Genomic DNA, 25,066 nt, shown 5'->3' on the forward strand with positions numbered 1-25,066 from the left:
CTTCTTTTGTTGTTACTTCTTCTGTATTTTCTTCTGTTGATGTTGTAGCAGTTTCATTAGATGAGTCAATTTTTTGATTATTTTTGTCGTTATCATTCTCTATACTATTTAGAGAAGTATTTTCCATATGATTTTCTTCAGCTGCTTTTGCCTCATCGTCAGCGTGACCAAAAATCAATGTAGCACCAACTAATATTGAAGCTGTTCCTACAGTGAATTTTCTTATGGAGTACTTATTTAACTTATTAGAAATAAAATCCAATCTCTTGTTAATAGGACCTTGTCTTCTTTTACTCATAATTACCTCCTAATAATTAAATTATTCACATTTAAAATGTAAACTACATATAATGTTATATGTAAATACACTTCTAGCATAGTGCATTTTATCATTTAACACAATACTTTTAAAAAATTTTACAATAAAAAAATAAATATTGGGTCATACAATAGATAGGTGTTTTTAATCTTTTTAAGTCAATTCACTTAAACAAGTTATAATTATCTACAAATGATATACAAACTTTCTCGTTAAATAAAAAAAGAGCGATACTTATCGCTCTTTAAACTAGTTTCTTCCTTTATAAATGTATTTTTTTACATTATTATAATTTATTTTAAATGTTCGTACGGACTGTTATTTACAAATGATACAATTTGATCAACAAATAATTTTGCGCGTAATTGGAATTCTTCGTCATTTAAATACAGTGTGCCATCTTCTAATTTTGCATAGTCCGAATCGTGTGTTGCAATTTGTGTAGGTACAGCAATACCTAATAAACTACGAACAATGACACGTAAATGTGAGAGTGGTTCTGAACTTACGATACCGCCACTGTTACCAATTAAGCCCACTGGTTTCATTTTGACATAATCCATATTAATGTGATCTAACGCATTTTTTAAAATGCCTGAGTATGAACCATGATAGTTTGGCGTACCAAAAATTAGGAAATCCGCTTCCATCGCTTTATCTTGGAACTCTTTTGTATTCGCTTTAATTTCCTCTGTTGAATGTGTTGTTCCTGAAAAATCAAGTTGATTTAATGGTCTTTCAGCTAAATCAAAAATATCTACGTCGACATCATGATTATCGAATTGTCCTGTTAAATATTTAGCTAGTGCATTGGTATGTGAACCTACTTGTGCACTTCCTACTACGATAAGTCCTTTCATTTCGTTCTAACACCTCTTCAATATTATTTATTTCTCTTCAGTTAAAACTTTCATAATTGCTTTACCTACACCACTATGTTCATTGGTATCTGTAACCAATTTAGCTATAGCTTTCACTTCGGGCATCGCATTGTCCATCGCAACAGGATAGCCTACGCGTTCAAGCATGGATACATCGTTTAAATTATCACCTAACGCCATAACATCTTGTAAGTCAATATGAAGTTGATTAGCAATAGTTTCTAATGCAATTCCTTTTTGAGCATCTGAATGCGTAATTTCTAAATTACCACGTGATGATGATGAAACAGCAAGACTTGATATGGCCGATAATTCTTTTCCAATACGTTCAATTTTTTCAAGATCTGGATTAAACGCCAGTACTTTCATTATCAGTTCGCCCGGAATATCTTCAATATCCTTGTAATTATCGACAATTTTGAGTGTCCCGTTATCTATACGTTTTTGAATCCCTGCTTTAATCTTTTCAACATCACCTTGTTGGCCTGCATTTCTTGCAATATCTAAATAGATATCTAAATCACGTGTTGGATCTTCTGTATAAATACCTCTATTAGTATAAATTTGATAATATACGTCATCTTTATCTAGAATTGATTTAATGCGTTCCACTAATTCATGATTCAAATTAGACGTATTCATAATATTAAATGATTCATCACGTACTTCCGCACCATTTAAACAAATATATGGTACGCTTAAATCTGTCTCAGCTACAGGTGTATTCGCTTCATAAAATGCACGACCTGTCGCAATGGCAACTGTTATCCCTTGTGATTGTGCAAATTTTATTGCATCAACATTTTCTTGAGAAATTTCATGTGCAGCATTTAACAATGTGCCATCCATATCTGTTGCTATTAATTTAATCATACAGTTACCTCGTTTCATTCTCTTAATTAATTGCTATTTATCTTGAAAAAACCATCTTAAAGTTAAAATTTAAAATCTCAACTTGAACACTTAATTCACGTGTATTATTTTAACAAATATAGCTCAATTTGTACGCTTACATGTTCGCTTTAGACTTCTTTAACCGTAGCTCACGGAAGAAGTTTCGTAATAAATCACCACATTCTTGCTCAAGTACGCCTTTAACAATTTCAGCTCTATGATTAAATTGAGATTCTTCTAATAGATTCATCAAGCTACCACTACATCCACCTTTAGGATCAGTGGCGCCGTATACCACTTTAGGAATTCTACTCATTACAATGGCACCGGCACACATGACGCACGGTTCAAGTGTCACATATAATTTGCATTCTTCTAAACGCCAACTCCCAACTACTTTTGAAGCACGTTCAATAGCGATATGTTCTGCATGTGCAGTCGGAAGCTGTGCAGTTTCTCTTAAATTATGTGATCGCGCTATGACTTCATTGTTTTTAACTATGATTGCGCCTATAGGAACTTCTCCAAGTTTTTGAGCTTTTTTAGCTTCTTCAATCGCTAATTTCATGTAATATTCATCATTTGCCATGTGTGTTATACCTCACTTATGATACAATACTCATTGTCTATTTTAACATTTGGAGATGTGATTATGAACAAACCATTTATCGCAATTGAAGGCCCAATTGGTGTAGGTAAATCTTCCCTAACTCATAAGCTTAGCCAGACATTAAATTACTATGAAGAAAAAGAAATAATTGATGAAAATCCATTTTTATCTGACTTCTACGATGATATTTCTAAATGGAGTTTTCAAACAGAAATGTTTTTCCTCTGTAATCGATATAAACAGGCAAAAGATATCGCTAAAATGACTCAAGGTGTTGTTAGCGATTATCATATTTATAAAAATAAAATTTTTGCTCGTAACACGTTGAGTAATAATGAATTTGATAAATTTGACCGCATTTTCGATATTTTAACTGAAGATCTTGAAATGCCTAACATGATTATTTTCTTAGATGCTGATTTGGAGGTTCTGAAACAAAGAATAGCTCAACGTAATCGTAGTTTTGAACATCATATTGAGGATGACTATTTATTGAATCTCAAAGAAGATTATTTAACATTTTATAATGCCATGAAAAGTGAAGGCGCGAATGTCGTCTTAATTAATACAAGTGAAATTGATTTTGTTAAAAATGACTCAGATTATCAATCAATTTTAGAAAAAATAAGACCTATGATAGGAGCAATTGAACATGAATAATTATAAAGTACCTCAAAACGCAATAATCACCATTGCTGGTACCGTTGGTGTTGGGAAATCAACATTGACACAGGCTTTAGCTGACAAATTAAATTTTAAAACCTCTTTTGAAAACGTAGATCATAATCCTTATCTAGATAAATTTTATGATGACTTTGAACGTTGGAGTTTCCACTTACAAATCTACTTTTTAGCAGAACGTTTTAAAGAACAAAAACGTATGTTTGAATATGGTGGTGGATTCATTCAAGATCGCTCTATTTATGAAGATGTTGATATTTTCGCGAAAATGCACGAAGAACAAGGTACTATGAATGAAGATGATTTTAAAACATATTCTGGGTTGTTCAATGCAATGGTAATGACACCTTACTTCCCTAAACCTGATGTATTAATTTATCTTGAGTGCGACTACAATGAAGTAATTGAGCGTATCAAAGCACGTGGTCGTGATATGGAAATTAATACGGATCCTGAGTATTGGCAAAAGTTATTCAAACGTTATGAAGACTGGATAAATAACTTTAATGCCTGTCCGGTCGTGCGCGTTAACATCAACGAATATGATATTCATGAAAACCCAGACTCTTTAGACCCAATTATTGATAAAATTGCTCATGTAATTAATACTTATCGCAAGGTAGATAATCGTTAACATAAACAAAACGCTACACATTTCAAACTCTTTGTGTAGCGTTTTTACATTTTTTATCTTATTTGTTTTCAATATATTGTTTTAAGACTTCGGGCACACTCACAGCTGTCTCTATTATCACATCAGCATCTACTAACTCTTCTTTTTTAGCTATACCAGTAAGCACACCAATTGCTAAACCTAATTCAGCATTAACCTTTGTTTTCATGTCGTTATTAGTGTCTCCTACTATAACTACATCTTCAGGTTTGACATCATAAGAATCAAACAGTGGATTTAATACTGCTGGATTTGGCTTTTCCGCTGCATGTGATTCTGTAGAGATAACTAAGTCAAAAGCGTCTTTAGAATTGGTATCTTCAAGAAATTGCAATACCCCTTTTCGTGAATCACTTGTAACAATTCCAATTTTATAGCCGTCTTTTTTTAAAGATTGAATCATATCATACACACCATCAATCCAGTTGTTCTCTGGCACACGTGTATCAACAAGCTCCTGGCTCGTATTACGTGTCCAAGTTGAGACATCTTTACCAACAACGTTATTGAAAGCTTTAATCATTTCATCTAGTGACCCTGACCCCATTACAGAATCAGGAACGATGGCATTATCAAGAACACCTAATTGGCGATGTGCAACTTCTTTATCAGCTACTGGGTATTCCTCTAAAAGACTATCCACTAATCTTATACCAATTTTCTCCCAACTCTTATCAAATTCTATTAAAGTCCCGTCTTTATCAAATAATATCCATTTCATTTACATAGCACTCCTGTGAATTATGATTATTAACCATTATATTGTAATACAAATTCTTATCTTAGACTTAATAACACGATTTATTATTCCATCTTCCAATTATTCAGTATATGTATCTAGTAGGCGTTTACCTTGATATATAACCATACCAGTTTTCAATTTTTTAAATCCAGCCTTTTGATAAAATTCTAAATTATCGATAGTTGAGATTAAATGGATACATGAAAGTGACCCTATTTCCTTAAGAATGTGTTTAAACATATGCATACCAATTTGATTATTTTGAAAATTTTTATTAACAACTAAGTCATAAATAGCTGCATTGAATACACCATCTGATAATGCTCTAGCAAAACCAATGACTTTATTATCATAAATTGCTAAGACTACGTGCGTACTATTCTCGAAAATTTTTCGTATCTTATCTTTATCATGTTTTAACCAACCAACTGATTGATATGTTTCGTAAATTGAATCAATATAGCTTTCATCGAAATAAGTAATTAGTTTAAATTTCATTCAATCCCCCCAATCATCTTTATATTTTATTATACAAACTTATTTAATATCTTTTAAGTTTCAAAAATACGCGAACCAATACCGTTTCATTTATCATTTGCCTACGTTGATTTAATTGAGTGAAATTTATGATTGTGTAATTTAAAAACCGATATAAATAATTCACCCCGAAAATTAGACTTTTAATCTAACACCGGGGTGATTTTTCTTTATAAAAATATTTATTTAGGTTCACCGTGTACTAAAATGCTACTAATAAAGTCAAACGCTTTTTTTATGAAACCTAATACGTCTGTCATTTGATTCCACTCCTTCATTAATATTTAAATTACACTTTTATTGTAAGCACCTGTGGATAAATTTGGCGTTTATTGCGTAATTGCCCATTAACGATGCATATTTGTATGTTTATATATTTCAATTTATATTGTTTTGCATAGAAAGCAATTTTTGTACGTAACTATCCTTCACCTCGTAAACAACAGGATTACTTTTTAACTTAATTAATTTGCTTTCATATTTTTTTATTACCTCATTAACTTTATTTCTTGAATATCCTGCGATATCTTTGACTCCTTTAATAGTAATTCTAGAATATTTACTTCCAAAAATTTTATCTTGAAGTAATATAAAGAGAACATCTGAATCATATTTATTCAATCCTTGTTGATCAAGTGCCTGTGCAAGTCTTTTAATGATTTCTGTATTATTTTCAAACGTTTCTATTATATTATTTTGTCCTTCAATAAGTAATTGCATCATATCATCAATGAAATTTGTTATTTCACCTTTATTAAACAACTGTAAAAAAATAATTATATAAAATTAACATTTTATGCTTATTAATACTTTTTATTATCTTATTCTATTTATGAACAATATTAAAATTACTAGTGATCTTAGATGGTATATAAAGATACTTAATATGATTTATAAAATTCGAAATTGTATAAAGGGTTGGAAAATATATGTCAAAATCTAAATTGAGGTTACTTCTAAATACGTTATATTTTGGATCAATTATACTACTTTGTATTTTTATGTGGTTAACAAATATTCATCTTTTTTCAAAAGTATGGGGAATTATACTTTTTTGGACTTACATTTTCATTTTTCAATTTGCAATCCATCACTTCGCACCAAAGCAGAAAAAACGTGAAGAAGATGACGATAACGATAAATAGCTATAAAACTGTATTATTTAAATATAGTGTATATCATTCGACTACTAAAAATGAGAGGTTTCTACGATGAAATATAGACTAATTGCAGGTATTCTATTTTTAATAATAGTGATCATTGCTACTTTTTATGTTCAGCCAAAGCTTGATTTAAACAATCAATTATCAAATTTAATTTATATTTTAGTACTATTTGCTATTGGCTCTGTATTAGGATATATTAGTCAACGTTTGGATAGAAAATAGCAAATTACTATTTTAGATAATTATACAACCATCTAATTGAGTTTCTTTAGCATTTTTTAGACTATTTTTGTATTTCTATATACTCATACATGCTAGCATCATTTATTTCCCCATCTTATTTAGTATTAGTTAAAATTCAAGAGCGATTATATATTAATATGTTAGTTCTACTAAAGTTTTAATTTTCATCTATCATTATTGACATTAACGCTACGTAATAGATTATGTTTTAGTTATACCAAAGAAATGGAGGAAGATTTGAAATGGATTATTATCAAATGCCAATGTTTAATAAGTTATTAGTCAGTGACATTCAAAAAGCAGCGAAGTGGTATGAAAAAACACTAGGATTTAACAGTGTTTTTAAATTTAGAAATGATAAAAATGAGGTTTTAATGGAGCATCTGAGATTGGAGAAGTATCAAGATATCATGTTAATTTCTAGCGATAATTTCGAAGTTGGTAATGCAACATACTTGAATATTTTGGTTAAAGATATTAATAACTTAGAGAAACATATATCTTCACAATTTATTGTGGAACAACTTGAAGAAAAACCATGGAACGCCAAAGAAATGACTATAAAAGACTTAGACGGTCACTTATTAACACTTACACATTCAAATATAACTGATAAAGATTTTAAAAAATTAATAAAAAAAACTTCAAAGGACTTTTAATTTTTTAATATATGTAGTTAATTTATATGAGACTTTCGCTAATTAGGGGGATACTGAAAAATTGTTAAACATACGAGTGATTATCATTGAGAAGAGTTTGATATAAGCATATCTTTAAATTTAGTCAGCTATTACCAATTTGCTGTAAAGTCTTAAAATATTTATAAAAAAAGGCTATAAAAAATCTATGATGATAGATTTCTTCATAGCCTATTTTAGTATAATTTGCATAATCAGTTATAATTCATATTTACTAGTCATAATTACTAGGTCTACGTATTCTTAACAATTTTTTATCAAAAACTTTTTTAGCAATTTTAGTTAAGTTATTATTTGTAACATCTGATATATGCTCTCTAACAATTTAACCTTTTTTTCTTCTCTTTTCCTTTTTTTGCTAAAGTTTTATCTCTTGATCTTTTACACGTTACATCTCCTAGTACGTTTTGTTCTACAAACGGTAATTTCATTTTTCCTTCTAATTAATTATTTACTTTGTTATTTGATAGCTCTTATTATATCGAACTCTACTACTTTAACTCATTTCATAATATTGATTTTAAGTACTAGAAATCTTAACATGACATTGTGGGAGGGAATAAAATGAAAAAATATCTAACAGCCTTAACTATTTGTTTGGTTTTATTCAACTTATTTTCAATAATTTTCAACGCATTCTTACATATTCCTTATGGAAAGACAATTTTCTTTACTATTTACTTGATTATCATTATAGTATTTTTCTTTATTGATAGAAAAATAGAAAAACAGAATAAAAGGGATAAATAATTATTTCTAATTATCTCAAATCAAGAAAATCCAATTGGTAAATCATTTAATTTCATATAATTTTTTCGTTTATATCTAATAAAATCATAATATAAATAATACGACTATCATTAAAATAATAACGAGTATATCGGCTAGTATAGTATTAACGTCTTTCTCTAAAATATCTGGTATTGCGCCAATACACAAACCTAGAATAAAAGTAAAAGAAAAAATATTGAAAAATAGATGTAGGATTGACCATCCAAACACCAAATTCAATAACCAAGTCAAAATTAATAAAAGTACTGAAAAACCTAATATACTCTTAGATATTGCTTGATATTTTTTATACTTTTTCTCTCTCTTTAAAAACATTCAAAACCTCCTAAAATTATTATTCCTTCTTTTTATTCCTCTTATATATTTTATATATTAAATAAACAAACACAACCATTAGCGTTAATAAATCAAAAGAATGTTTTAGTGCATCTTTCCAAGATTGATTTATCCATAAATAACGTATTAAAAATAAAATTATCGATTGAATAACTGCTATTAAAAAAACATTGATAATGGGACCATCTTTTACTAAATTATATATAATAAGGACAATGCAAATAATAGTTACAATCAGCATTATGATATGAGCCACTATTTAGTACTCCTTAATCAAATTATTAATTTATAAATAAATGTTTCATCTGTATTTTATCAAAAATAGATTAATACATTCGACATCCTACTATCTATTTCTAATAATAGATCAGCAATCATATATTTAGACCTTCGCAATAAAACAAAAAGCTAGAAACCGTTTCATATCAACGTTTCTAGCTTTATATCTAATAATTATTTATATTCTGGAACTACGACTCGCCAACCATGCGTATCTTCTAATTTACCACTTTGGATGCCAGTATATGTGTCGTATAATTTTTTAGTAATTTCTCCTGGCTCGTTATTGTTAATAACGATTTCTCTATCTTCATACTTTAATGTACCGACTGGAGAAATAACTGCTGCTGTACCTGAACCGAATACTTCAGTCAATTCACCTTTGTCGTAAGCTTCGAATAATTCCTCGATTGACACTTTACGTTCTTCAACCTCATAGCCTAACTCTTTAGCTAATTCAATGATTGATTTACGTGTAATACCTGGTAAGATACTTCCATTTAAAGCAGGTGTAACTAATTTACCATTTTCAACGAAGAAGATGTTCATACTACCAACTTCTTCAACATATTTTTGTTCTACACCGTCTAACCATAATACTTGATCATAGCCTAAATTATTAGCATTTGTTTGTGCTAATAAGCTTGCTGCATAGTTACCTGCTACTTTAGCGAACCCTACACCACCACGTACGGCACGAACATATTCATCTTCAACGTAAATTTTAGTTGTTTTTAAAGTGTCTCCGCCATAATATGCTCCTGATGGAGATAAAATGATTAATAATTTGTATTGATGAGATGCTCTTACTCCTAAAATGCCCTCAGTCGCAAATACAAACGGACGGATATATAATGATTGTCCTTCTCCCTCAGGTACCCAATCACGTTCAACGTCTACTAATTGTTTTAAACCTTCTAATAATAATTCTTCATCTACTTTAGGCATTTCTAATCGTGCTAATGAATCATTAATACGTTTGAAGTTTTGGTCTGGTCTAAATAATACAACTTCTCCTTCATGTTTGTATGCTTTTAAACCTTCAAATACCGCTTGTCCATAGTGAAGACCTTGTGCAGCTGGTGAAACTTCAAATGGTGCGTAAGGAACAATTTTTAAATCATGCCAACCTTTATCTACATCATAATCAAAACTTAACATATAATCTGTAAAGTATTGACCGAACCCTAAATTACCTTCTGGTTTTTCTTTAAGCGAGTCGCGTTGTTCAAATTTAACTTTTTCTGACATGATGAAAGCCTCCTAAATAAATCTTAGTTAGTAATAGTATATTAAATTATAGCAATCTCGTAATGTTGATTCAATGAATTTTCTAAAAATTCAAACTAAATACTAAATGTAAACCCTTTCTTTAAAAATAACATACTTTAGTAAATTTTTAATGGCCGTTACTAACTAATTTCGGATAAAAAAGAAAACCTCAAACATTTCGTCTGAGGTTCTGTGTTATATGACTTGTATGACAGTCAAACTTTATTTATTTTGTTCTTTTTCTTCAATTGCTTTTAACATTAATTCAGTCATACCAGCTAAATCGTATTTAGGGTTAAAGCCCCACTCTTTACGAGAATAACTTGTATCAATATTATCTGGCCAGCTATCAGCAATTGCTTGACGTACTGGATCTACTTCATAATCTAATGCGAAGTCAGGATAATGTTTTTGGATTTCAGCTTTAATTTGCTCAGGTTCAAAACTCATAGCACTTAAGTTATAGCCATTACGTGTTACAAGTTTGTCGCTATCTGCTTCCATTAATTTAATAATTGCATCAATTGCATCATCCATATACATCATATCCATGTATGTGTCTTTAGCAATATAGCTTGTGTAACGACCTTTTCTAACCGCTTCAAAATAAATTTCAACAGCATAATCAGTAGTACCGCCACCTGGTTCTTTAACATGAGAGATAAGTCCTGGGAATCTCACACTACGCGTATCGACACCAAATTTTGTGAAATAGTATTGGCATAATAACTCACCTGCAACTTTGTTCACACCATACATTGTAGTAGGTTGTTGAATTGTATTTTGTGGTGTATCTTTCTTAGGCGTTGAATCACCAAATGCACCAATTGAACTTGGTGTGAAGAAATGTAATTCATACGTTCTAGCTGTTTCTAATGCGTTCATTAGACCGCCCATATTTAAATCCCATGCTAATAAAGGATTTTTCTCTGCAGTCGCTGATAATAATGCAGCCATATGCATTAACGTATCTGCTTTAAAGTTCTCAACGATTGCCATCATAGCTTCACGATTTGTAACATCTAATACTTCAAACGGACCATTGTTAACTGGTGAATCTTCTTCCGGCTCTCTAATATCCGTAGCTAATACATTGTCATTTCCGTAAATTTCTCTGCATTTTAATACCAACTCAGTACCAATTTGACCAAGTGCTCCTGTAATTACGATTCTTTCCATAAATAAAAAACTCCCTTTGTGTGTTTACCACGAATGATTGTCCTTTTAGGGTGTACATACTCCCTATTTACATGCTTATTATAATATAAAAGCGCTTTCTTGTATACTCACAAAGTACACTCTTTTAAATTCATTTTATTTTTGAAAAGTCAGAGATACATACTCTTCATAACGTTATATTTATTAATTGTTTTTAAAATTATTGTAAATAATTTAATGAGTAAGCTTAAGGCTTTGCGACTTATGCTAATATGAGAATGTAAATTTCATCTAATAAAGGAGGCAAATATGAAGCGATATCTTATTCCACTTTTAGTTTTATGTTTTATCGTATTTGGTATTACCACTGGTACCTCTTATGCAGCTGAATCACAGTCAACACAAGCTACTAACACAACAGCTACCGCAGAAGTACCACAATCTGCTTCAAAAGAAGCATTATCAGCTAACATTGAATCAACTAATAAACCTTTATCTCTTGAGTCAAACAACGTTTCACATAATTACCAAGCCACACCTTCGTCTGAAACAACTTCACATCTTAATTTTGAAACGTCTACAACACAAAACACTACTTCAGAGAAGCATAATAATTCATCTCAAGGTTCTGCCTTTTCACAAGAAAAAGCTACACCTGAACCTGCTACAAACGAAAATAATACATCTTCACAAGAAAAAGCATCGTCTGAATCCACTTCAAATGAAAATAATACATCGCAATCCCATGATACGGAGGTGAAACCTTCTCCTTCGACGTCGGAGCAAAGCAAGTCTAAGCAAGTAGAAACTACAAAAGAATCTACTTCCACTAAAGTTAAACAAACACCTCAAGAATCAACTCAACAACAGCAAAAGCGTAATGTTCCAGAATCACAACAATCTACACCTGCTTCAAAGCAAGTATCTAAAAATAGCAATACTACATCAGAACAAGTAGCACCGAAATCTCAACATGTGACTGTCAACAAAAGAATGGCAACTACTTCTAACAACACAAATGAACATACAATTTTACATACAAATGATATTCATGGCCGATTTGTAGAGGATGATGGGAGAGTCATCGGTATGGCTAAAGTAAAAGGTCTTAAAGACAAATATAATCCGGATTTAATGGTGGATTCAGGAGATGCTTTTCAAGGTTTACCTGTTTCTAACAATTCAAAGGGAGAAGAAATGGCCAAAGCTATGAATAGTGTTGGCTATGATGCAATGACTGTCGGAAACCATGAATTTGACTTTGGTTATGATCAATTACTTAAATTGCAGAAACAATTAAACTTCCCTATTGTTTCTTCTAACATCTACAAAAATGGTAAACGCGTATTTGATTCTTCAACTACAGTAACTAAAAACAATGTCCGTTATGGTATCGTAGGTGTCACGACACCTGAAACAAAAACTAAAACGTCGCCTACTGCTGTTGAAGGTGTTGAATTTAAAGACCCATTAACTAGTGTCAAACAAGCCATGAATGAGATTAAAAACAATGTCGATGTATTCGTTATCTTATCGCACTTAGGTGTAGATAAATCGACGCAAAAAACTTGGCGTGGTGATTATTTAATTGATCAACTTACGAAAGACGCTTCATTTAAACAACCTATCTTCGTATTAGATGGTCACTCACATACCGTGATTGATAACGGTGAACATTATGGTACCAATAATCTACTCGCTCAAACTGGTACTGCACTAGCAAATGTAGGACGTGTGGATTTTACTTTTCAAAATCAAAAAGCGTCTGATATCAAAGCATCATTAATCAATGTAGCGGACGCCAAAGAAATCACACCTGACTCACAAATTGATGCACAAACTAAAAAGGCAAATGACGACTTCTTAAAAGAAACATCAACAGTTGTTATACCTAATAATACAGTGACGTTAAATGGTGAACGTGCTCAAGCGCGCACGCAAGAAACAAACCTAGGTAACCTAATTACGGATGCTATGGAAGCATATGCCTCTAAGAATTTCTCACATCATCCTGATTTCGCAATCACTAACGGTGGTGGTATTCGAGCTTCAATTGAAAAAGGTGAGGTTACTGAAAATGACATCATAACAGTGTTACCATTCGGTAATTTAATTTCTCAAATTCAAGTGAAAGGTTCAGATGTTGAAAAAGCATTTGAACACAGTTTAAGTGCTGATACTGAAACTCATGACGGTAAGAAGGTCTTAGGTGCAAATGGAGGATTCTTACAAGTATCTGACTCACTCAGAGTGTATTATGATATCAATAAAGCATCTGGCCAACGCATTAATGCAATCAAGGTACTGAATAAAGAGAATGGAGAATATGAAGATCTAGATCCTAACCGTACTTACTATGTAACTACCAATGACTTCACAGCTAATCAAGGAGATGGCTATGATATGTTTGGTGGACAACGTGAGGAAGGCATTTCTTTAGATGCAGTTGTCGCTCAATATATTAAGAATACAGATTTAAATCAATACAATACCGAAGAACCTGTACGTATCATTAATGGTCTACCGGAAAGTAATGAACAACCAAATACTGGTAAAGAAGATAATGATAATAATCATTCAACTAATGGACAAGATAGCCAACAACAAACACCAGATTCAAACAATGATGACAAAGACAATACCGGTCATATTAATGATAATGATGACAATACTAAAGACGATAAACAAGCTGATTCTTCTAATAAAGATAATGTCATTGAATTCCCTAATAAAGACCATCAAAAAGATAATGACAACGTAATTGAAATCCCAGCTAACAATAATCAAACTCATAATAGCACTGATGATAATATTGTCATTCCAAGCGCTACCGACAAGATGCATACTAACAACATAAAAGGAAATGCAATCGAACATCACCCTACTTCAAACTTAGTGAGTATTTCTAATAACAACAAAGGAACACGAGACCAATTGACTGGTAATGCAAGTCATTCACAACATTGTAAAGATGTCATTAAATTCCCAGTTCAAATGAATCCTAAAGATAATTTTTATAATGAGACACTAATAACTACTAATAGTAATGCTTCTAAAAATTCAAATCTTATGTTTACACAAGAACATGACGCCATCACATCATTACCAAATGCAGGTTTGAAAGATGACAGTTTAGAACATGGTATCGCTATTATATTAGTAGTAGCAGGAACAGGATTAATTTACATCCGAACTCGTAAAAAATCAGCATAATTTCAAATTTAAAACCGTGTAGATGACAGTTAACAATATGTCATTTACACGGTTTATTCATAATTTTGAAAATGTGCAGATAAACACAGTAAGTTCTTTAATGTGAATACTTTAATTTTTAGTGGTCCGGCAGTCTATTTATTTAAAATTACATACTTACACTCGCAATTTCCTCACAATATTAAAGCTACTTCAGCATTATACTTCTTTATTTGCTACTGCTTTTTTATAGAAATAATTAGCAACAACGATATCTACAATTGCTAACCCTACTGATTTAAATAGCGTTACTTCCTTATTATCTTCACGCCCTGAAACTTTACCGGCTACGATGTCCCCTAGTTCACCATGTAATGAATCTTTCGTTATAATTCCTTCTTCTTGAGGTACCTTTAAATCACCAGTTTCTTCCATCGCTGCTTCTACTGATTCAACGACAATTTTATTCGCTACTAACATAGACTCTGATGGTAATTCCTGCATATCTGGTTTAAATGAGCCTACTGCGTTTAAATGAACGCCGGGATGTAATGAATGTGAATATACCGGATGATTAGAATTTGTCGCAGTTACAACAACATCAGCCTCTTCCATCGCATCATCCGCTTCTTCAAAGACTTTTGTCGATACATTATAATTATTAGCTACTTCTTGAGCTAAATGTTCTGCATTTTCCTTAGTACGACTCGAAAAGTGAATTGTATCGATATTTCTAACTGCCATTACTGCAGCAATTAGTCCTTGTGCTTGATCACCAGAACCAATAACACATAGTGTTTTAGCATCTTCACGTGCCAAGTATTTAGTTGCTACTCCAGAGATAGCACCTGTACGAATCTTAGTTAAATAACTACCATCTAATACAGCTAATGTTTCCCCAGTTTCATAATCACTTAATAACACTGATCCTGTAATTGTCTTTTTGTCTTTTTTAGGATTATCTGGCGCAAATGTAACTGTTTTAATACCAACCACTTTAAGATCATCAGATAATGCTGGCATAACTAAATATCTATTACCTTCATTAAACGGTAAGACATACCTTAACGGTGTGTCTGTCTTCCCTCCTGAAAATGCCTTTAATGAATTCGCAACTTCATCAATAACTTTTTTCATGTCTAATAATGATTGCTGGTCTTGTTCATTCAAAACTAACATGTCTGATACCTCCACTTTATATTTAATATCTATTTATCTTTTACCCGTCAAAACACCAAATTGTCATTGTTACATGGCATTATCAATACCATTATTTCAAAAATATGTATATGTTAAGTTAATTTGATTAAAGTATTAATTTAGTATTGTGCTTATATGTTAATGGTGCTATCTTATTACTATAAATAAAAGGCTTGCACAGAAGTGTAGCCTTGAGATTTCATGCTTATTATGAAACTATTTATAAACTTTTGACGCCTAGAGTGGCACGACGAAATCGTTGTGCCACTCTAATTTGCATTATTCATTAATCTTTTAAATTTTTTAGCTAGATTTCACTCTTAAATGTACTAAAAATTTTGATGTGCTTGATTTAAGTGTCTTTTCAGTTGAGTTAGCTTCTGCAAATGTACTCTGAATGATTAAAATATTATATTTGGCTCATCCTCTTTTTCACATTTCAATCCACGAAACCCTCATCATAATAAGTAGCCTTATTATTTAAAAACGCATTCAAACTATGATGATAATAGATTAACTTTTCATCAGCTTCTGGAATCGAGAACCAACCTAATGTCGAAATTTCATCTTTCATTTGTATGTCTGTTGTATAATCCTGAACCTGTGCTTTGAACATGAAAAAAAGTGTATGAACATTCATTTGTGTCGATTTACCCTCATTAACACTTACTATGTCGTTAACTTCAACTAATAATCCTGTTTCTTCTCTAACTTCCCGATTTAGCGCTTCAACTAAAGTTTCACCGTATTCAACTTTGCCACCTGGTAATGACCATCCGCCACCATCCGTATTATAAACTAATAACACGTTCTCCTCTTCATTTTGTATCAATGCATATACTACTTTTAAATCCTTCATTCATCTAACCTTCATTCATTAGGAATTTCAAATCGACTGACCAAATTTCCATTCTTTTTAACGTAAGATTCAATTTCATAACCACCACTATGTTTGATCACTTTTTGAGAGGCAACGTTTTTGGGATTTGTAGTCATTAACACTTTATCTACGCCTATTTCTTTTAGAAAAGCTTTAGCCTCTTTCAGCATCAACGAAGCAATACCTTGTCCTCTACGTGACCTACACACTCCGTAACCTACATGACCACCTATATTTACTAAGCGTTGATTCAAGTAATGACGAATATCGACTGCACCAACAATCACCTCATCCTCGAAACAAAATAATGTTGTCGTCGGTACCCAGCCGTCATCAACTTCAGTACTATTTAGATAGTCTACCATACTCTCAAATGATTCATACCTTGACATGTCTGTGTTTGAAGGCACTATTGGTTCATCATTCACATACCATTCTTGGAGGTACTTCGTTAAAGCATCTTTATCTGCATAACTCAATTGTCTTAAACGTAACACGAGTATCCCTCCTTCTGCACTATAAGCTTATATTGTTTTAGTTTCTCACTTCATATTTTAAAATTATTTGTTATAAATCAATTTTACCAAAATACTAATCTGTTCCTCACATAAAAACAAAGCATAAATTTCAAAATCAGCTTTTTGTCACAATAAAAAGACTGGGACAATGAATATCATCCCAGTCTAAAAATTCTATCTTCTATTTTAATTTATTTAATAGTACCTAATTCTTTACCAACTTTTTCATAAGCAGCAATTGCTTTATCTAACATTTCTTTTGTATGTGCTGCTGTAGGCATGTTTCTTACACGACCTGTACCACGAGGTACTGTTGGGAATACGATAGATTTTACATACACGCCTTCATCTTTAAGACGTTTACTAAATTCTTGAGTTTCTTTTTCATCACCAATAATAACTGGTGTAATTGGTGTTTCTGATTCACCAGTATTGAATCCAAGTTTTTCTAAGCCATCTTTTAAATATTTAGCGTTATCCCATAATTGATCGTGTAATTCAGTAGAAGCCATTAATTTTTTCACAGCTTCTGTAATTGCTTTTGTATCTCCAGGTGCTAAAGAAGTTGAGAATAAGAATGGACGTGATTGAGCTTTTAACCAATCAATTAATTCTTTAGTTCCTGCTACGTAACCGCCAACTACACCGATAGCTTTAGAAAGTGTACCGATTTGGAAGTCAATTTTATCTTGTAGGCCAAAATGTTTAACCGTACCTGCACCTTTACCCATAACGCCTGAACCATGTGCATCATCAACATAAGTAATCAAACCGAATTCTTCAGCAATTTCAACTATTTCTGGTAATTTAGCAACATCTCCATCCATACTGAATACACCATCAGTAATGTACATTACTTTATTATATTGACCAGATTCTACAGCTTCTTTTGCTTTAGCTCTTAAGTCATCCATATCAGAGTGGTTAACACGGATGATTTTAGCTTTAGATAGACGACAACCATCAATAATTGAAGCATGGTTTAATTCATCTGAAAGAATCGCATCGTTTTTGTTCATTACTGCTGAAATAGCTGCCATGTTACAGTTGAAACCTGATTGATAAGCGATAGCTGCTTCAGTACCTTTGAATTTAGCTAAAGTCTCTTCTAATTCATCGTGTAGGTCTAATGTACCGTTGATTGAACGTACGGCACCAGCACCAACACCGTGTGAATCGATAGCATGTTTAGCAGCAGATTTTAAATCTTCATTTGTCGCTAGTCCTAAGTAGTTGTTTGATGATAAGTTAATATATTGTTTCCCATTGATTGTGATTTCTGGACCATTAGCACCTTCGATAGAATCGATTTCGTTATATAATCCATTATCTTTTAAATATTGAATATTTTCTTCTAAGAAATTGTGTAGTGATTGAACCATATTCATATCCCCTTTGTATTTTTTATATCAACATAATCATAACTGATTTTCCTTCAACATGAAAGCACTATCATTCCAATAAATTCAATATATTGCATATTCTTCACCTCATGTACAATTGTTCATACAACATGTAATTTTCATTTCATTTTTCAAAAAATAAATAATTAAACTATTGAGTTGTATTAGAATTTGGTATACTAAAATTCATAATAATTAGGAAGAAGTGGTTAATGTGTTAGATTGGTTTCAATTAGCCAGTAATAAGGAAAATAGAATGATACAGATGCGCCGATATATGCATCAATATCCTGAACCTTCTTTCGAGGAAACTTGGACGCATAATTATATTCTAAATCAGCTCAGTCATCTTGATTGCGAGATCGAATCACCTATTGGGCGTAATGGTATTAAAGCAACGTTTAAAGGAAAAGAAAATGGCCCTACTGTGGCCTTTCGCGCTGACTTTGATGCTTTGCCGGTACAAGAACTTAACGATGTACCCTATAAATCTAAAAATGATGGATTAATGCATGCATGTGGTCATGACGGACATACAGCAATTTTATTAGGTGTCGCTGAAATTGTGCATGAACACCGTCATTTATTAAAAGGAAATGTGGTCTTTATCTTCCAATATGGTGAGGAAATTATGCCTGGTGGTTCTCAAGAAATGATTGATGATGGTTGCTTAAATGGTGTAGACAAAATTTATGGTACACATTTATGGAGTGGTTATCGTACTGGTACAATATATTCCAGACCTGGTGCTATTATGGCATCACCAGATGAGTTCTCAGTTACAATTAAAGGTAAAGGTGGACATGGTGCTAAGCCACATGAAACCATTGACCCTATCGTCATCATGGCAGAGTTTATCCTAAGTGCGCAAAAGATCATCTCTAGAACAATTGATCCTGTAAAAGAAGCAGTGCTCACATTCGGAATGATTCAAGCAGGATCATCGGATAGTGTTATTCCTGATAGTGCCTTTTGTAAAGGAACTGTGCGAACATTCGACACAGAACTTCAAACTCATATACACAATAAAATGGATAAGTTATTACAAGGACTTGCGTTAGCAAACGACATAACTTATGACTTGGAATACATTCGTGGTTATTTACCTGTACATAATCATGTAAATGCATATGAAGTTGTTAAACAAGCAGCGAATGATTTACATTTACGTTTTAATGAATCTGAATTAATGATGATTGGTGAGGATTTCTCTCACTATTTAAAAGTACGTCCAGGTGCTTTTTTCTTAACTGGCTGTGGTAATCCAGACAAAGGCATAACAGCACCACATCATAACCCTCACTTTGACATCGATGAGTCTGCATTTAAGTATGCAGCTAGTGAGTTTTTAAAAATTTTAGAAATTGAACAAGTATTTTAAAATTGAATAAATTTATTTAGATTCTGTATGTCTATGATTACTTTTATATTGAGTTGATCATAGGCATTTTTTATTATTATTAAAAATGAGATTGAAAAAGCATAATCTGAAAACTAGAAATAAGATTAAAATGTAAATATGACATTTACAAAAATAAAAAAAGACTCCCAATAGGGAGTCTCATTAAGAAATAAGGAATAATTAAAATTATTCGAAGATTTCAGTTACAACGCCTGATCCTACAGTACGTCCACCTTCACGGATTGAGAAACGAGTACCGTCTTCAATCGCGATAGGAGCGATTAATTCTACTGTCATTTCAACGTTGTCGCCAGGCATAACCATTTCTGTACCTTCTGGTAAGTTAACAACACCAGTTACGTCAGTAGTACGGAAATAGAATTGTGGACGATAGTTTGTGAAGAATGGAGTGTGACGTCCACCTTCGTCTTTAGATAAAACGTATACGTCTGCTTTGAATTTTGTGTGAGGTGTGATTGAACCTGGAGCAGCTAATACTTGACCACGTTGTACGTCTTCACGAGCAACACCACGTAATAATGCACCGATGTTGTCACCAGCTTCAGCGTAGTCTAATAATTTACGGAACATTTCTACACCAGTAACAGTTGTTTTAGAAGTGTCATGGATACCAATGATTTCAACTTCTTCACCAACTTTGATTTGACCACGTTCAACACGGCCTGTAGCAACAGTACCACGACCAGTGATTGAGAATACGTCCTCAACTGGCATCATGAATGGTTTGTCAGAATCACGTTCTGGAGTTGGAATGTAATCATCAACTGCTTGCATTAATTCTAAGATTTTTTCTTCGTATTGAGCATCGCCTTCTAAAGCTTTTAATGCTGAACCAGCGATTACAGGTACATCGTCACCTGGGAAGTCGTATTCAGATAATAAGTCACGTACTTCCATTTCAACTAATTCTAATAATTCTTCATCGTCAACCATGTCAACTTTGTTTAAGAATACTACTAATGCCGGCACACCAACGTTACGTGATAAAAGAATGTGTTCACGAGTTTGTGGCATTGGACCGTCAGCAGCAGATACTACTAAGATACCGCCATCCATTTGAGCAGCACCAGTGATCATGTTTTTAACATAGTCAGCGTGTCCTGGGCAGTCAACGTGAGCATAGTGACGTTTGTCAGTTTGATACTCGATGTGTGCAGTATTGATTGTGATACCACGTTCTTTTTCTTCTGGAGCGTTGTCAATCATGTCATATGATTGTGCTACAGTGTCACCATTTTTAGCTAATACAGTTGCGATAGCAGCTGTTAAAGTAGTTTTACCATGGTCAACGTGACCGATAGTACCAATATTGGCATGTTCTTTTGAGCGATCAAATTTTTCTTTTGCCATTATTAAATCTCTCCTATTCTAGTAAAAGTTATTTCAATATTATCTCTCATGATAGTTTCTCACCATCATGAGACATAATGATTGTTAGAATTCATAATTCATTTATAATGCATTTTCAGTAAAAAATCAATTCATAAAGATGTTCACTTAATTAATAAGCTTACGCTGTATTTTACCTAGAAATTCTAGCTAAAACAAGTTTAATTATTCACCTTTATTTTTTTTGATGATATCATCAGCAATTGATTTTGGAACTTCTGCATAGTGATCGAAGTACATAGTGTAAGTACCGCGACCTTGAGTGTTAGAACGTAATGAAGTTGCGTAACCGAACATTTCTGAAAGTGGTACATAAGCGTTAACAACTTGTGCATTACCACGAGGTTCCATACCATCAACACGTCCACGACGAGCTGTTACGTCACCCATGATATCGCCCATGTATTCTTCAGGCATTTCGATTGTTACTTTCATCATTGGTTCTAAGATAACTGGATCACATTTTTTAGCAGCTTCTTTAAGTGCTAATGATGCAGCAATTTTGAAGGCCATTTCAGATGAATCGACATCATGGTATGAACCATCAAATAATTTAGCTTTAACATCGATTAATGGATAACCAGCTAATACACCGTTTTCCATAGCATCTTTAAGACCAGCTTCAACTGATGGAATGTATTCACGAGGAACTACACCACCAACGATAGCGTTTTCGAATTCGAAACCTGCGCCAGTTTCATTTGGTGTGAATTCAATGTGAACATCACCGTATTGACCACGACCACCAGATTGACGAGAGAATTTACCTTGAACTTGTGCAGATTGCTTGAATGTTTCACGATATGAAACCATTGGCGCACCTACATTACATTCAACGTTGAATTCTTTCTTCATACGGTCAACTAAGATGTCTAAGTGTAACTCACCCATACCACCGATGATAACTTGTCCAGTTTCTTCATCTGTGTGTGCATGGAAAGTAGGGTCTTCTTCTTGTAATTTAACTAAAGCTTGAGTCATTTTATCTTGGTCAGCTTTAGATTTTGGTTCTACTGATAAGTGGATAACTGGTTCAGGGAATTCCATTGATTCTAAGATAATGTCATTCTTTTCACCACATAATGTGTCACCAGTACCTGTATCTTTAAGACCAACTGCAGCAGCGATATCGCCTGAGTAAACAGTGTCGATTTCTTGACGTGAGTTAGCATGCATTTGTAATAAACGACCTACACGTTCACGTTTGTCTTTAGTTGAGTTCTTAATGTAAGAACCTGATGTTAAAGTACCTGAATATACACGGAAGAAAGTTAATTTACCAACGTAAGGGTCAGTCATAACTTTGAATGCTAATGCAGCAAATTCAGCTGAATCGTCTGGTTTAGCAATTACTTCTTCTTCAGGATTTTCAGCACGATGGCCTACGATTGGTTTAACATCTAAAGGTGATGGTAAGTAGTCAATTACTGCGTTAAGCATTAATTGAACACCTTTGTTTTTGAATGCTGTACCGCAAAGTACTGGGTAGAATTCTACGTCAGTAGTTGCTTGACGAATTGCATCTTTTAACTCTGCTACTGAAATTTCTTCATCACCAAGATATTTTTCCATTAATTCATCGTTAGTTTCTGCAACTGCTTCGATTAAATTAGAACGAGCTTCTTCTGCTCTTTCTTTGTGATCTTCAGGAATTTCAATTTCTTCAATTTCAGTTCCTAAGTCATTAGTATATTTGTAGCATTTCATTTCTACTAAGTCGATGATAGCTTCAAATTCGTCTTCGGCACCAATTGGTAATTGGATAGGTGCAGCGTTAGCATCTAAACGATCATGTAATGTACTTACAGAATAGTCGAAGTTAGCGCCTAATTTATCCATTTTGTTTACGAATACGATACGAGGTACACCATAAGTTGTAGCTTGACGCCAAACTGTTTCAGTTTGAGGTTCTACACCTGATTGAGCATCAAGTACAGTAACCGCACCATCAAGTACACGTAAAGAACGTTCAACCTCAACAGTGAAGTCTACGTGTCCTGGAGTATCGATAATGTTTACACGGTGGCCATCCCATTGAGCTGTTGTAGCAGCTGATGTGATTGTAATACCACGGTCTTGTTCTTGTTCCATCCAGTCCATTTGTGAAGCACCTTCGTGTGTTTCACCAATTTTGTGGATACGACCTGTATAGTAAAGAATACGTTCAGTCGTAGTTGTTTTACCAGCATCAATGTGAGCCATGATACCGATGTTACGAGTGTTTTTCAAAGAAAAGTCTCTAGCCATTGTTTTTCTCCTTCCAGTAATTACTGAATAAGTACTATTGAATATGGCGATGCCCTAAGCATGAGCCATCTTATTTGGTAAACCAATGTGACGGAACACACTCAGGGTTAAAGCTTTAATCTTACCAGCGGTAGTGAGCGAATGCTTTGTTCGCTTCTGCCATTTTGTGAGTGTCCTCACGTTTCTTAACGGCACCACCTGTGTTATTAGCAGCATCTAAGATTTCGTTAGCTAAACGATCTTCCATAGTTTTTTCACCACGAAGACGAGCGTAGTTAACTAACCAACGTAACCCTAGTGTAGTACGACGTTCTGGGCGAACTTCAACTGGTACTTGATAGTTTGAACCACCCACACGACGGGCTTTTACTTCTAATACTGGCATAATGTTGTTAATTGCTTCTTCAAATACTTCTAAAGCATCACGACCACTGCGTTGTTCTACAAGGTCAAATGCTGAATAAAGAATTCTTTGTGCTGTTCCGCGTTTACCATCTAACATAATTTTGTTGATCAATTTTGTAACTAATTTAGAGTTATGAATTGGATCTGGTAATACGTCTCTTTTAGGTACTGATCCTTTACGAGGCATAATTAAAATCCTCCCTTCCTATTATAGTATATTATTAAAAATTGAAATTAAAATTTACACAATCTTAAACTTAATTTTTAGGTTTTTTAGTTCCGTATAATGAACGGCCTTGTCTACGTCCGTCAACACCTGAAGTATCAAGTGCACCACGTACGATGTGGTAACGCACACCAGGTAAGTCTTTTACACGTCCACCACGTACAAGTACTACACTGTGTTCTTGTAAGTTATGGCCGATACCAGGGATGTATGCGTTGATTTCAATATTGTTTGATAAACGCACACGTGCATATTTACGTAACGCTGAGTTAGGTTTTTTAGGTGTCATAGTACCTACACGAGTACAAACACCACGTTTTTGAGGTGAATTTAAGTTAGTAAATTGTTTCTTTTTACTATTAAAACCTCTGTTTAAAGCTGGTGAATCTGATTTTTTAGATTTGCTTTGTCTAGGTTTACGTACTAATTGGTTAATAGTTGGCATTGAAATGTCCTCCTCTCTTCACTTTTTAATTCCACACATCCAGGTGGTTCATTTTTAGGTTAAATAAAATTTAGTAAGCAATATACTTACTAATTCTCATTCAATAACGCAACAATTGTTGCATTAACATTAATACCTACATAACTTCCTAAAGCATGCTTACTTTGAAAATAAGTAATAGGCATATTTTTATGATTGATTAAACTAAATACGTGAGCTAACAAATGTACCTCAACGTCTTGAGCAATAATCAAAGATGCAACTTGATCTCTATTTAACGCTTTAAGCGTTTCTTTAAGACCAACTACATAGTGTTGTTTGTTAAAGCGTGCAACTTTTTCATTAGACATTAAAATATCCTCCAAAGTTCTGCTTGCATCAACCTTTACAATAATAACACTTAAATCAGCATTAAGTCAACATATTTTGCAGACTTTTTACTAATTATAAAAAATAA

The 25,066-nt window shown here is 32.9% G+C and carries 27 protein-coding genes; 7 read left to right on the top strand and 20 right to left on the bottom strand.

Annotated features, from left to right (window positions below):
* From HMPREF3134_RS11930 to tadA, 4 genes are all read right to left on the bottom strand, one after another.
* A partial coding sequence (locus tag HMPREF3134_RS11930; RefSeq protein ID WP_083302362.1) for a YSIRK-type signal peptide-containing protein occupies window positions 1-298 on the bottom strand: 298 nt, incomplete at its 3' end.
* Between the two features lie 314 nt (window positions 299-612).
* Window positions 613-1,179 (bottom strand): NADPH-dependent FMN reductase, encoded by a 567-nt coding sequence (locus HMPREF3134_RS02970; protein WP_002455716.1) that lies wholly within the window; start codon window positions 1,177-1,179, stop codon window positions 613-615.
* Window positions 1,180-1,206: 27 nt separating this feature from the next.
* Complete coding sequence (locus tag HMPREF3134_RS02975) at window positions 1,207-2,073, bottom strand: HAD family hydrolase (protein ID WP_046464908.1); 867 nt, start codon at window positions 2,071-2,073, stop codon at window positions 1,207-1,209.
* A gap of 136 nt (window positions 2,074-2,209) precedes the next feature.
* Window positions 2,210-2,683 (bottom strand): tRNA adenosine(34) deaminase TadA, encoded by a 474-nt coding sequence (gene tadA, locus HMPREF3134_RS02980; RefSeq protein WP_046464907.1) that lies wholly within the window; start codon window positions 2,681-2,683, stop codon window positions 2,210-2,212.
* 63 nt (window positions 2,684-2,746) lie between these two features.
* Here tadA and HMPREF3134_RS02985 point away from each other — a divergent pair, with 63 nt between their 5' ends.
* On the top strand, window positions 2,747-3,364 hold the full coding sequence (locus tag HMPREF3134_RS02985) for a deoxynucleoside kinase (RefSeq protein WP_011276689.1): 618 nt from the start codon (window positions 2,747-2,749) through the stop codon (window positions 3,362-3,364).
* A complete protein-coding gene (locus HMPREF3134_RS02990) occupies window positions 3,357-4,019 on the top strand; it encodes a deoxynucleoside kinase (protein WP_046464906.1) in 663 nt (220 codons plus the stop codon). Before HMPREF3134_RS02985 ends, HMPREF3134_RS02990 begins: the two co-directional genes overlap by 8 nt.
* A 58-nt stretch (window positions 4,020-4,077) precedes the next feature.
* Here the strand turns inward: HMPREF3134_RS02990 and HMPREF3134_RS02995 are convergent, their stop codons facing one another.
* From HMPREF3134_RS02995 to HMPREF3134_RS03005, 3 genes are all read right to left on the bottom strand, one after another.
* Window positions 4,078-4,779: an HAD family hydrolase gene (locus tag HMPREF3134_RS02995; RefSeq protein ID WP_046464905.1), complete on the bottom strand. Its 702-nt coding sequence runs from the start codon at window positions 4,777-4,779 to the stop codon at window positions 4,078-4,080.
* A gap of 99 nt (window positions 4,780-4,878) precedes the next feature.
* Window positions 4,879-5,298: a GNAT family N-acetyltransferase gene (locus HMPREF3134_RS03000; protein WP_046464904.1), complete on the bottom strand. Its 420-nt coding sequence runs from the start codon at window positions 5,296-5,298 to the stop codon at window positions 4,879-4,881.
* Window positions 5,299-5,715: 417 nt separating this feature from the next.
* Entirely contained in the window at window positions 5,716-6,060 is a 345-nt protein-coding gene (locus HMPREF3134_RS03005) for a helix-turn-helix domain-containing protein (protein ID WP_141761144.1), read from the bottom strand.
* Between the two features lie 278 nt (window positions 6,061-6,338).
* Here HMPREF3134_RS03005 and HMPREF3134_RS12160 point away from each other — a divergent pair, with 278 nt between their 5' ends.
* From HMPREF3134_RS12160 to HMPREF3134_RS03015, 3 genes are all read left to right on the top strand, one after another.
* Window positions 6,339-6,482: a hypothetical protein gene (locus tag HMPREF3134_RS12160; RefSeq protein WP_176744125.1), complete on the top strand. Its 144-nt coding sequence runs from the start codon at window positions 6,339-6,341 to the stop codon at window positions 6,480-6,482.
* A 66-nt stretch (window positions 6,483-6,548) separates the two neighbouring features.
* Window positions 6,549-6,725, top strand: a complete 177-nt coding sequence (locus HMPREF3134_RS12165; protein WP_154391880.1) for a hypothetical protein — start codon at window positions 6,549-6,551, stop codon at window positions 6,723-6,725.
* A gap of 263 nt (window positions 6,726-6,988) precedes the next feature.
* A complete protein-coding gene (locus tag HMPREF3134_RS03015; protein ID WP_033079556.1) occupies window positions 6,989-7,405 on the top strand; it encodes a VOC family protein in 417 nt (138 codons plus the stop codon).
* Between the two features lie 873 nt (window positions 7,406-8,278).
* Here HMPREF3134_RS03015 and HMPREF3134_RS03025 read toward each other — a convergent pair.
* From HMPREF3134_RS03025 to HMPREF3134_RS03040, 4 genes are all read right to left on the bottom strand, one after another.
* Window positions 8,279-8,551: a hypothetical protein gene (locus HMPREF3134_RS03025; protein WP_011276699.1), complete on the bottom strand. Its 273-nt coding sequence runs from the start codon at window positions 8,549-8,551 to the stop codon at window positions 8,279-8,281.
* Window positions 8,552-8,570: 19 nt separating this feature from the next.
* On the bottom strand, window positions 8,571-8,828 hold the full coding sequence (locus tag HMPREF3134_RS03030) for a hypothetical protein (protein ID WP_037559489.1): 258 nt from the start codon (window positions 8,826-8,828) through the stop codon (window positions 8,571-8,573).
* A gap of 197 nt (window positions 8,829-9,025) precedes the next feature.
* Window positions 9,026-10,102, bottom strand: a complete 1,077-nt coding sequence (locus tag HMPREF3134_RS03035; protein ID WP_070440590.1) for a branched-chain amino acid aminotransferase — start codon at window positions 10,100-10,102, stop codon at window positions 9,026-9,028.
* 243 nt (window positions 10,103-10,345) lie between these two features.
* Window positions 10,346-11,302, bottom strand: coding sequence for an L-threonine 3-dehydrogenase (locus HMPREF3134_RS03040; protein ID WP_033079552.1), 957 nt, complete (start codon window positions 11,300-11,302; stop codon window positions 10,346-10,348).
* Between the two features lie 288 nt (window positions 11,303-11,590).
* Here HMPREF3134_RS03040 and HMPREF3134_RS03045 point away from each other — a divergent pair, with 288 nt between their 5' ends.
* Entirely contained in the window at window positions 11,591-14,494 is a 2,904-nt protein-coding gene (locus tag HMPREF3134_RS03045) for a 5'-nucleotidase C-terminal domain-containing protein (RefSeq protein WP_070440593.1), read from the top strand.
* A 198-nt stretch (window positions 14,495-14,692) separates the two neighbouring features.
* Here HMPREF3134_RS03045 and HMPREF3134_RS03050 read toward each other — a convergent pair whose 3' ends face one another.
* The 4 genes from HMPREF3134_RS03050 to HMPREF3134_RS03065 all read right to left on the bottom strand — a co-directional run bounded on the left by HMPREF3134_RS03050 (window position 14,693) and on the right by HMPREF3134_RS03065 (window position 18,453).
* Window positions 14,693-15,652: an ornithine cyclodeaminase family protein gene (locus tag HMPREF3134_RS03050; RefSeq protein ID WP_070440596.1), complete on the bottom strand. Its 960-nt coding sequence runs from the start codon at window positions 15,650-15,652 to the stop codon at window positions 14,693-14,695.
* Between the two features lie 460 nt (window positions 15,653-16,112).
* Window positions 16,113-16,532: an NUDIX hydrolase gene (locus tag HMPREF3134_RS03055; RefSeq protein WP_070440599.1), complete on the bottom strand. Its 420-nt coding sequence runs from the start codon at window positions 16,530-16,532 to the stop codon at window positions 16,113-16,115.
* A gap of 11 nt (window positions 16,533-16,543) precedes the next feature.
* Window positions 16,544-17,050 carry a GNAT family N-acetyltransferase gene (locus HMPREF3134_RS03060; RefSeq protein ID WP_070440602.1) on the bottom strand — a complete coding sequence of 169 codons (507 nt, stop codon included), beginning with the start codon at window positions 17,048-17,050 and terminating at the stop codon, window positions 16,544-16,546.
* 212 nt (window positions 17,051-17,262) lie between these two features.
* Window positions 17,263-18,453: a glycine C-acetyltransferase gene (locus tag HMPREF3134_RS03065; RefSeq protein WP_033079549.1), complete on the bottom strand. Its 1,191-nt coding sequence runs from the start codon at window positions 18,451-18,453 to the stop codon at window positions 17,263-17,265.
* Window positions 18,454-18,688: 235 nt separating this feature from the next.
* Here HMPREF3134_RS03065 and HMPREF3134_RS03070 point away from each other — a divergent pair, with 235 nt between their 5' ends.
* Window positions 18,689-19,855 carry a M20 family metallopeptidase gene (locus tag HMPREF3134_RS03070; protein WP_037552069.1) on the top strand — a complete coding sequence of 389 codons (1,167 nt, stop codon included), beginning with the start codon at window positions 18,689-18,691 and terminating at the stop codon, window positions 19,853-19,855.
* Between the two features lie 207 nt (window positions 19,856-20,062).
* On the opposite strand, the gene tuf is transcribed toward HMPREF3134_RS03070, so the two are convergent.
* From tuf to HMPREF3134_RS03095, 5 genes are all read right to left on the bottom strand, one after another.
* Window positions 20,063-21,247, bottom strand: coding sequence for an elongation factor Tu (tuf, locus tag HMPREF3134_RS03075; RefSeq protein ID WP_037552072.1), 1,185 nt, complete (start codon window positions 21,245-21,247; stop codon window positions 20,063-20,065).
* 204 nt (window positions 21,248-21,451) lie between these two features.
* Window positions 21,452-23,533: an elongation factor G gene (fusA, locus tag HMPREF3134_RS03080; RefSeq protein WP_049396704.1), complete on the bottom strand. Its 2,082-nt coding sequence runs from the start codon at window positions 23,531-23,533 to the stop codon at window positions 21,452-21,454.
* Between the two features lie 121 nt (window positions 23,534-23,654).
* The gene (gene rpsG, locus HMPREF3134_RS03085; RefSeq protein WP_001137495.1) at window positions 23,655-24,125 is read right to left on the bottom strand and encodes a 30S ribosomal protein S7; all 471 of its coding nucleotides are present in this window, start codon (window positions 24,123-24,125) and stop codon (window positions 23,655-23,657) included.
* 70 nt (window positions 24,126-24,195) lie between these two features.
* Entirely contained in the window at window positions 24,196-24,609 is a 414-nt protein-coding gene (rpsL, locus tag HMPREF3134_RS03090; protein ID WP_016931318.1) for a 30S ribosomal protein S12, read from the bottom strand.
* Window positions 24,610-24,698: 89 nt separating this feature from the next.
* Window positions 24,699-24,959 carry a ribosomal L7Ae/L30e/S12e/Gadd45 family protein gene (locus HMPREF3134_RS03095; protein ID WP_070440607.1) on the bottom strand — a complete coding sequence of 87 codons (261 nt, stop codon included), beginning with the start codon at window positions 24,957-24,959 and terminating at the stop codon, window positions 24,699-24,701.
* Window positions 24,960-25,066 lie beyond the last annotated feature (107 nt).

The organism is Staphylococcus sp. HMSC14D10 (assembly GCF_001808125.1).
In the GTDB taxonomy this organism is placed as follows: domain Bacteria; phylum Bacillota; class Bacilli; order Staphylococcales; family Staphylococcaceae; genus Staphylococcus; species Staphylococcus haemolyticus.

Excerpts from the sequence above, each read along its gene's own strand:
- HMPREF3134_RS03050 (WP_070440596.1), bottom strand. The coding sequence starts at position 15,652 with ATGTTAGTTTTGAATGAACAAGACCAGCAATCATTATTAGACATGAAA.
- HMPREF3134_RS12160 (WP_176744125.1), top strand. The coding sequence starts at position 6,339 with ATGTGGTTAACAAATATTCATCTTTTTTCAAAAGTATGGGGAATTATA.
- HMPREF3134_RS03065 (WP_033079549.1), bottom strand. The coding sequence starts at position 18,453 with ATGGTTCAATCACTACACAATTTCTTAGAAGAAAATATTCAATATTTA.
- HMPREF3134_RS03035 (WP_070440590.1), bottom strand. The coding sequence starts at position 10,102 with ATGTCAGAAAAAGTTAAATTTGAACAACGCGACTCGCTTAAAGAAAAA.
- HMPREF3134_RS03055 (WP_070440599.1), bottom strand. The coding sequence starts at position 16,532 with ATGAAGGATTTAAAAGTAGTATATGCATTGATACAAAATGAAGAGGAG.
- HMPREF3134_RS02970 (WP_002455716.1), bottom strand. The coding sequence starts at position 1,179 with ATGAAAGGACTTATCGTAGTAGGAAGTGCACAAGTAGGTTCACATACC.
- HMPREF3134_RS02995 (WP_046464905.1), bottom strand. The coding sequence starts at position 4,779 with ATGAAATGGATATTATTTGATAAAGACGGGACTTTAATAGAATTTGAT.
- fusA (WP_049396704.1), bottom strand. The coding sequence starts at position 23,533 with ATGGCTAGAGACTTTTCTTTGAAAAACACTCGTAACATCGGTATCATG.
- HMPREF3134_RS03040 (WP_033079552.1), bottom strand. The coding sequence starts at position 11,302 with ATGGAAAGAATCGTAATTACAGGAGCACTTGGTCAAATTGGTACTGAG.
- rpsL (WP_016931318.1), bottom strand. The coding sequence starts at position 24,609 with ATGCCAACTATTAACCAATTAGTACGTAAACCTAGACAAAGCAAATCT.
- HMPREF3134_RS03005 (WP_141761144.1), bottom strand. The coding sequence starts at position 6,060 with ATGATGCAATTACTTATTGAAGGACAAAATAATATAATAGAAACGTTT.
- HMPREF3134_RS03025 (WP_011276699.1), bottom strand. The coding sequence starts at position 8,551 with ATGTTTTTAAAGAGAGAGAAAAAGTATAAAAAATATCAAGCAATATCT.
- HMPREF3134_RS03000 (WP_046464904.1), bottom strand. The coding sequence starts at position 5,298 with ATGAAATTTAAACTAATTACTTATTTCGATGAAAGCTATATTGATTCA.
- HMPREF3134_RS02975 (WP_046464908.1), bottom strand. The coding sequence starts at position 2,073 with ATGATTAAATTAATAGCAACAGATATGGATGGCACATTGTTAAATGCT.
- HMPREF3134_RS12165 (WP_154391880.1), top strand. The coding sequence starts at position 6,549 with ATGAAATATAGACTAATTGCAGGTATTCTATTTTTAATAATAGTGATC.
- HMPREF3134_RS02990 (WP_046464906.1), top strand. The coding sequence starts at position 3,357 with ATGAATAATTATAAAGTACCTCAAAACGCAATAATCACCATTGCTGGT.
- tadA (WP_046464907.1), bottom strand. The coding sequence starts at position 2,683 with ATGGCAAATGATGAATATTACATGAAATTAGCGATTGAAGAAGCTAAA.
- HMPREF3134_RS03095 (WP_070440607.1), bottom strand. The coding sequence starts at position 24,959 with ATGTCTAATGAAAAAGTTGCACGCTTTAACAAACAACACTATGTAGTT.
- rpsG (WP_001137495.1), bottom strand. The coding sequence starts at position 24,125 with ATGCCTCGTAAAGGATCAGTACCTAAAAGAGACGTATTACCAGATCCA.
- HMPREF3134_RS02985 (WP_011276689.1), top strand. The coding sequence starts at position 2,747 with ATGAACAAACCATTTATCGCAATTGAAGGCCCAATTGGTGTAGGTAAA.
- HMPREF3134_RS03015 (WP_033079556.1), top strand. The coding sequence starts at position 6,989 with ATGGATTATTATCAAATGCCAATGTTTAATAAGTTATTAGTCAGTGAC.
- HMPREF3134_RS03045 (WP_070440593.1), top strand. The coding sequence starts at position 11,591 with ATGAAGCGATATCTTATTCCACTTTTAGTTTTATGTTTTATCGTATTT.
- tuf (WP_037552072.1), bottom strand. The coding sequence starts at position 21,247 with ATGGCAAAAGAAAAATTTGATCGCTCAAAAGAACATGCCAATATTGGT.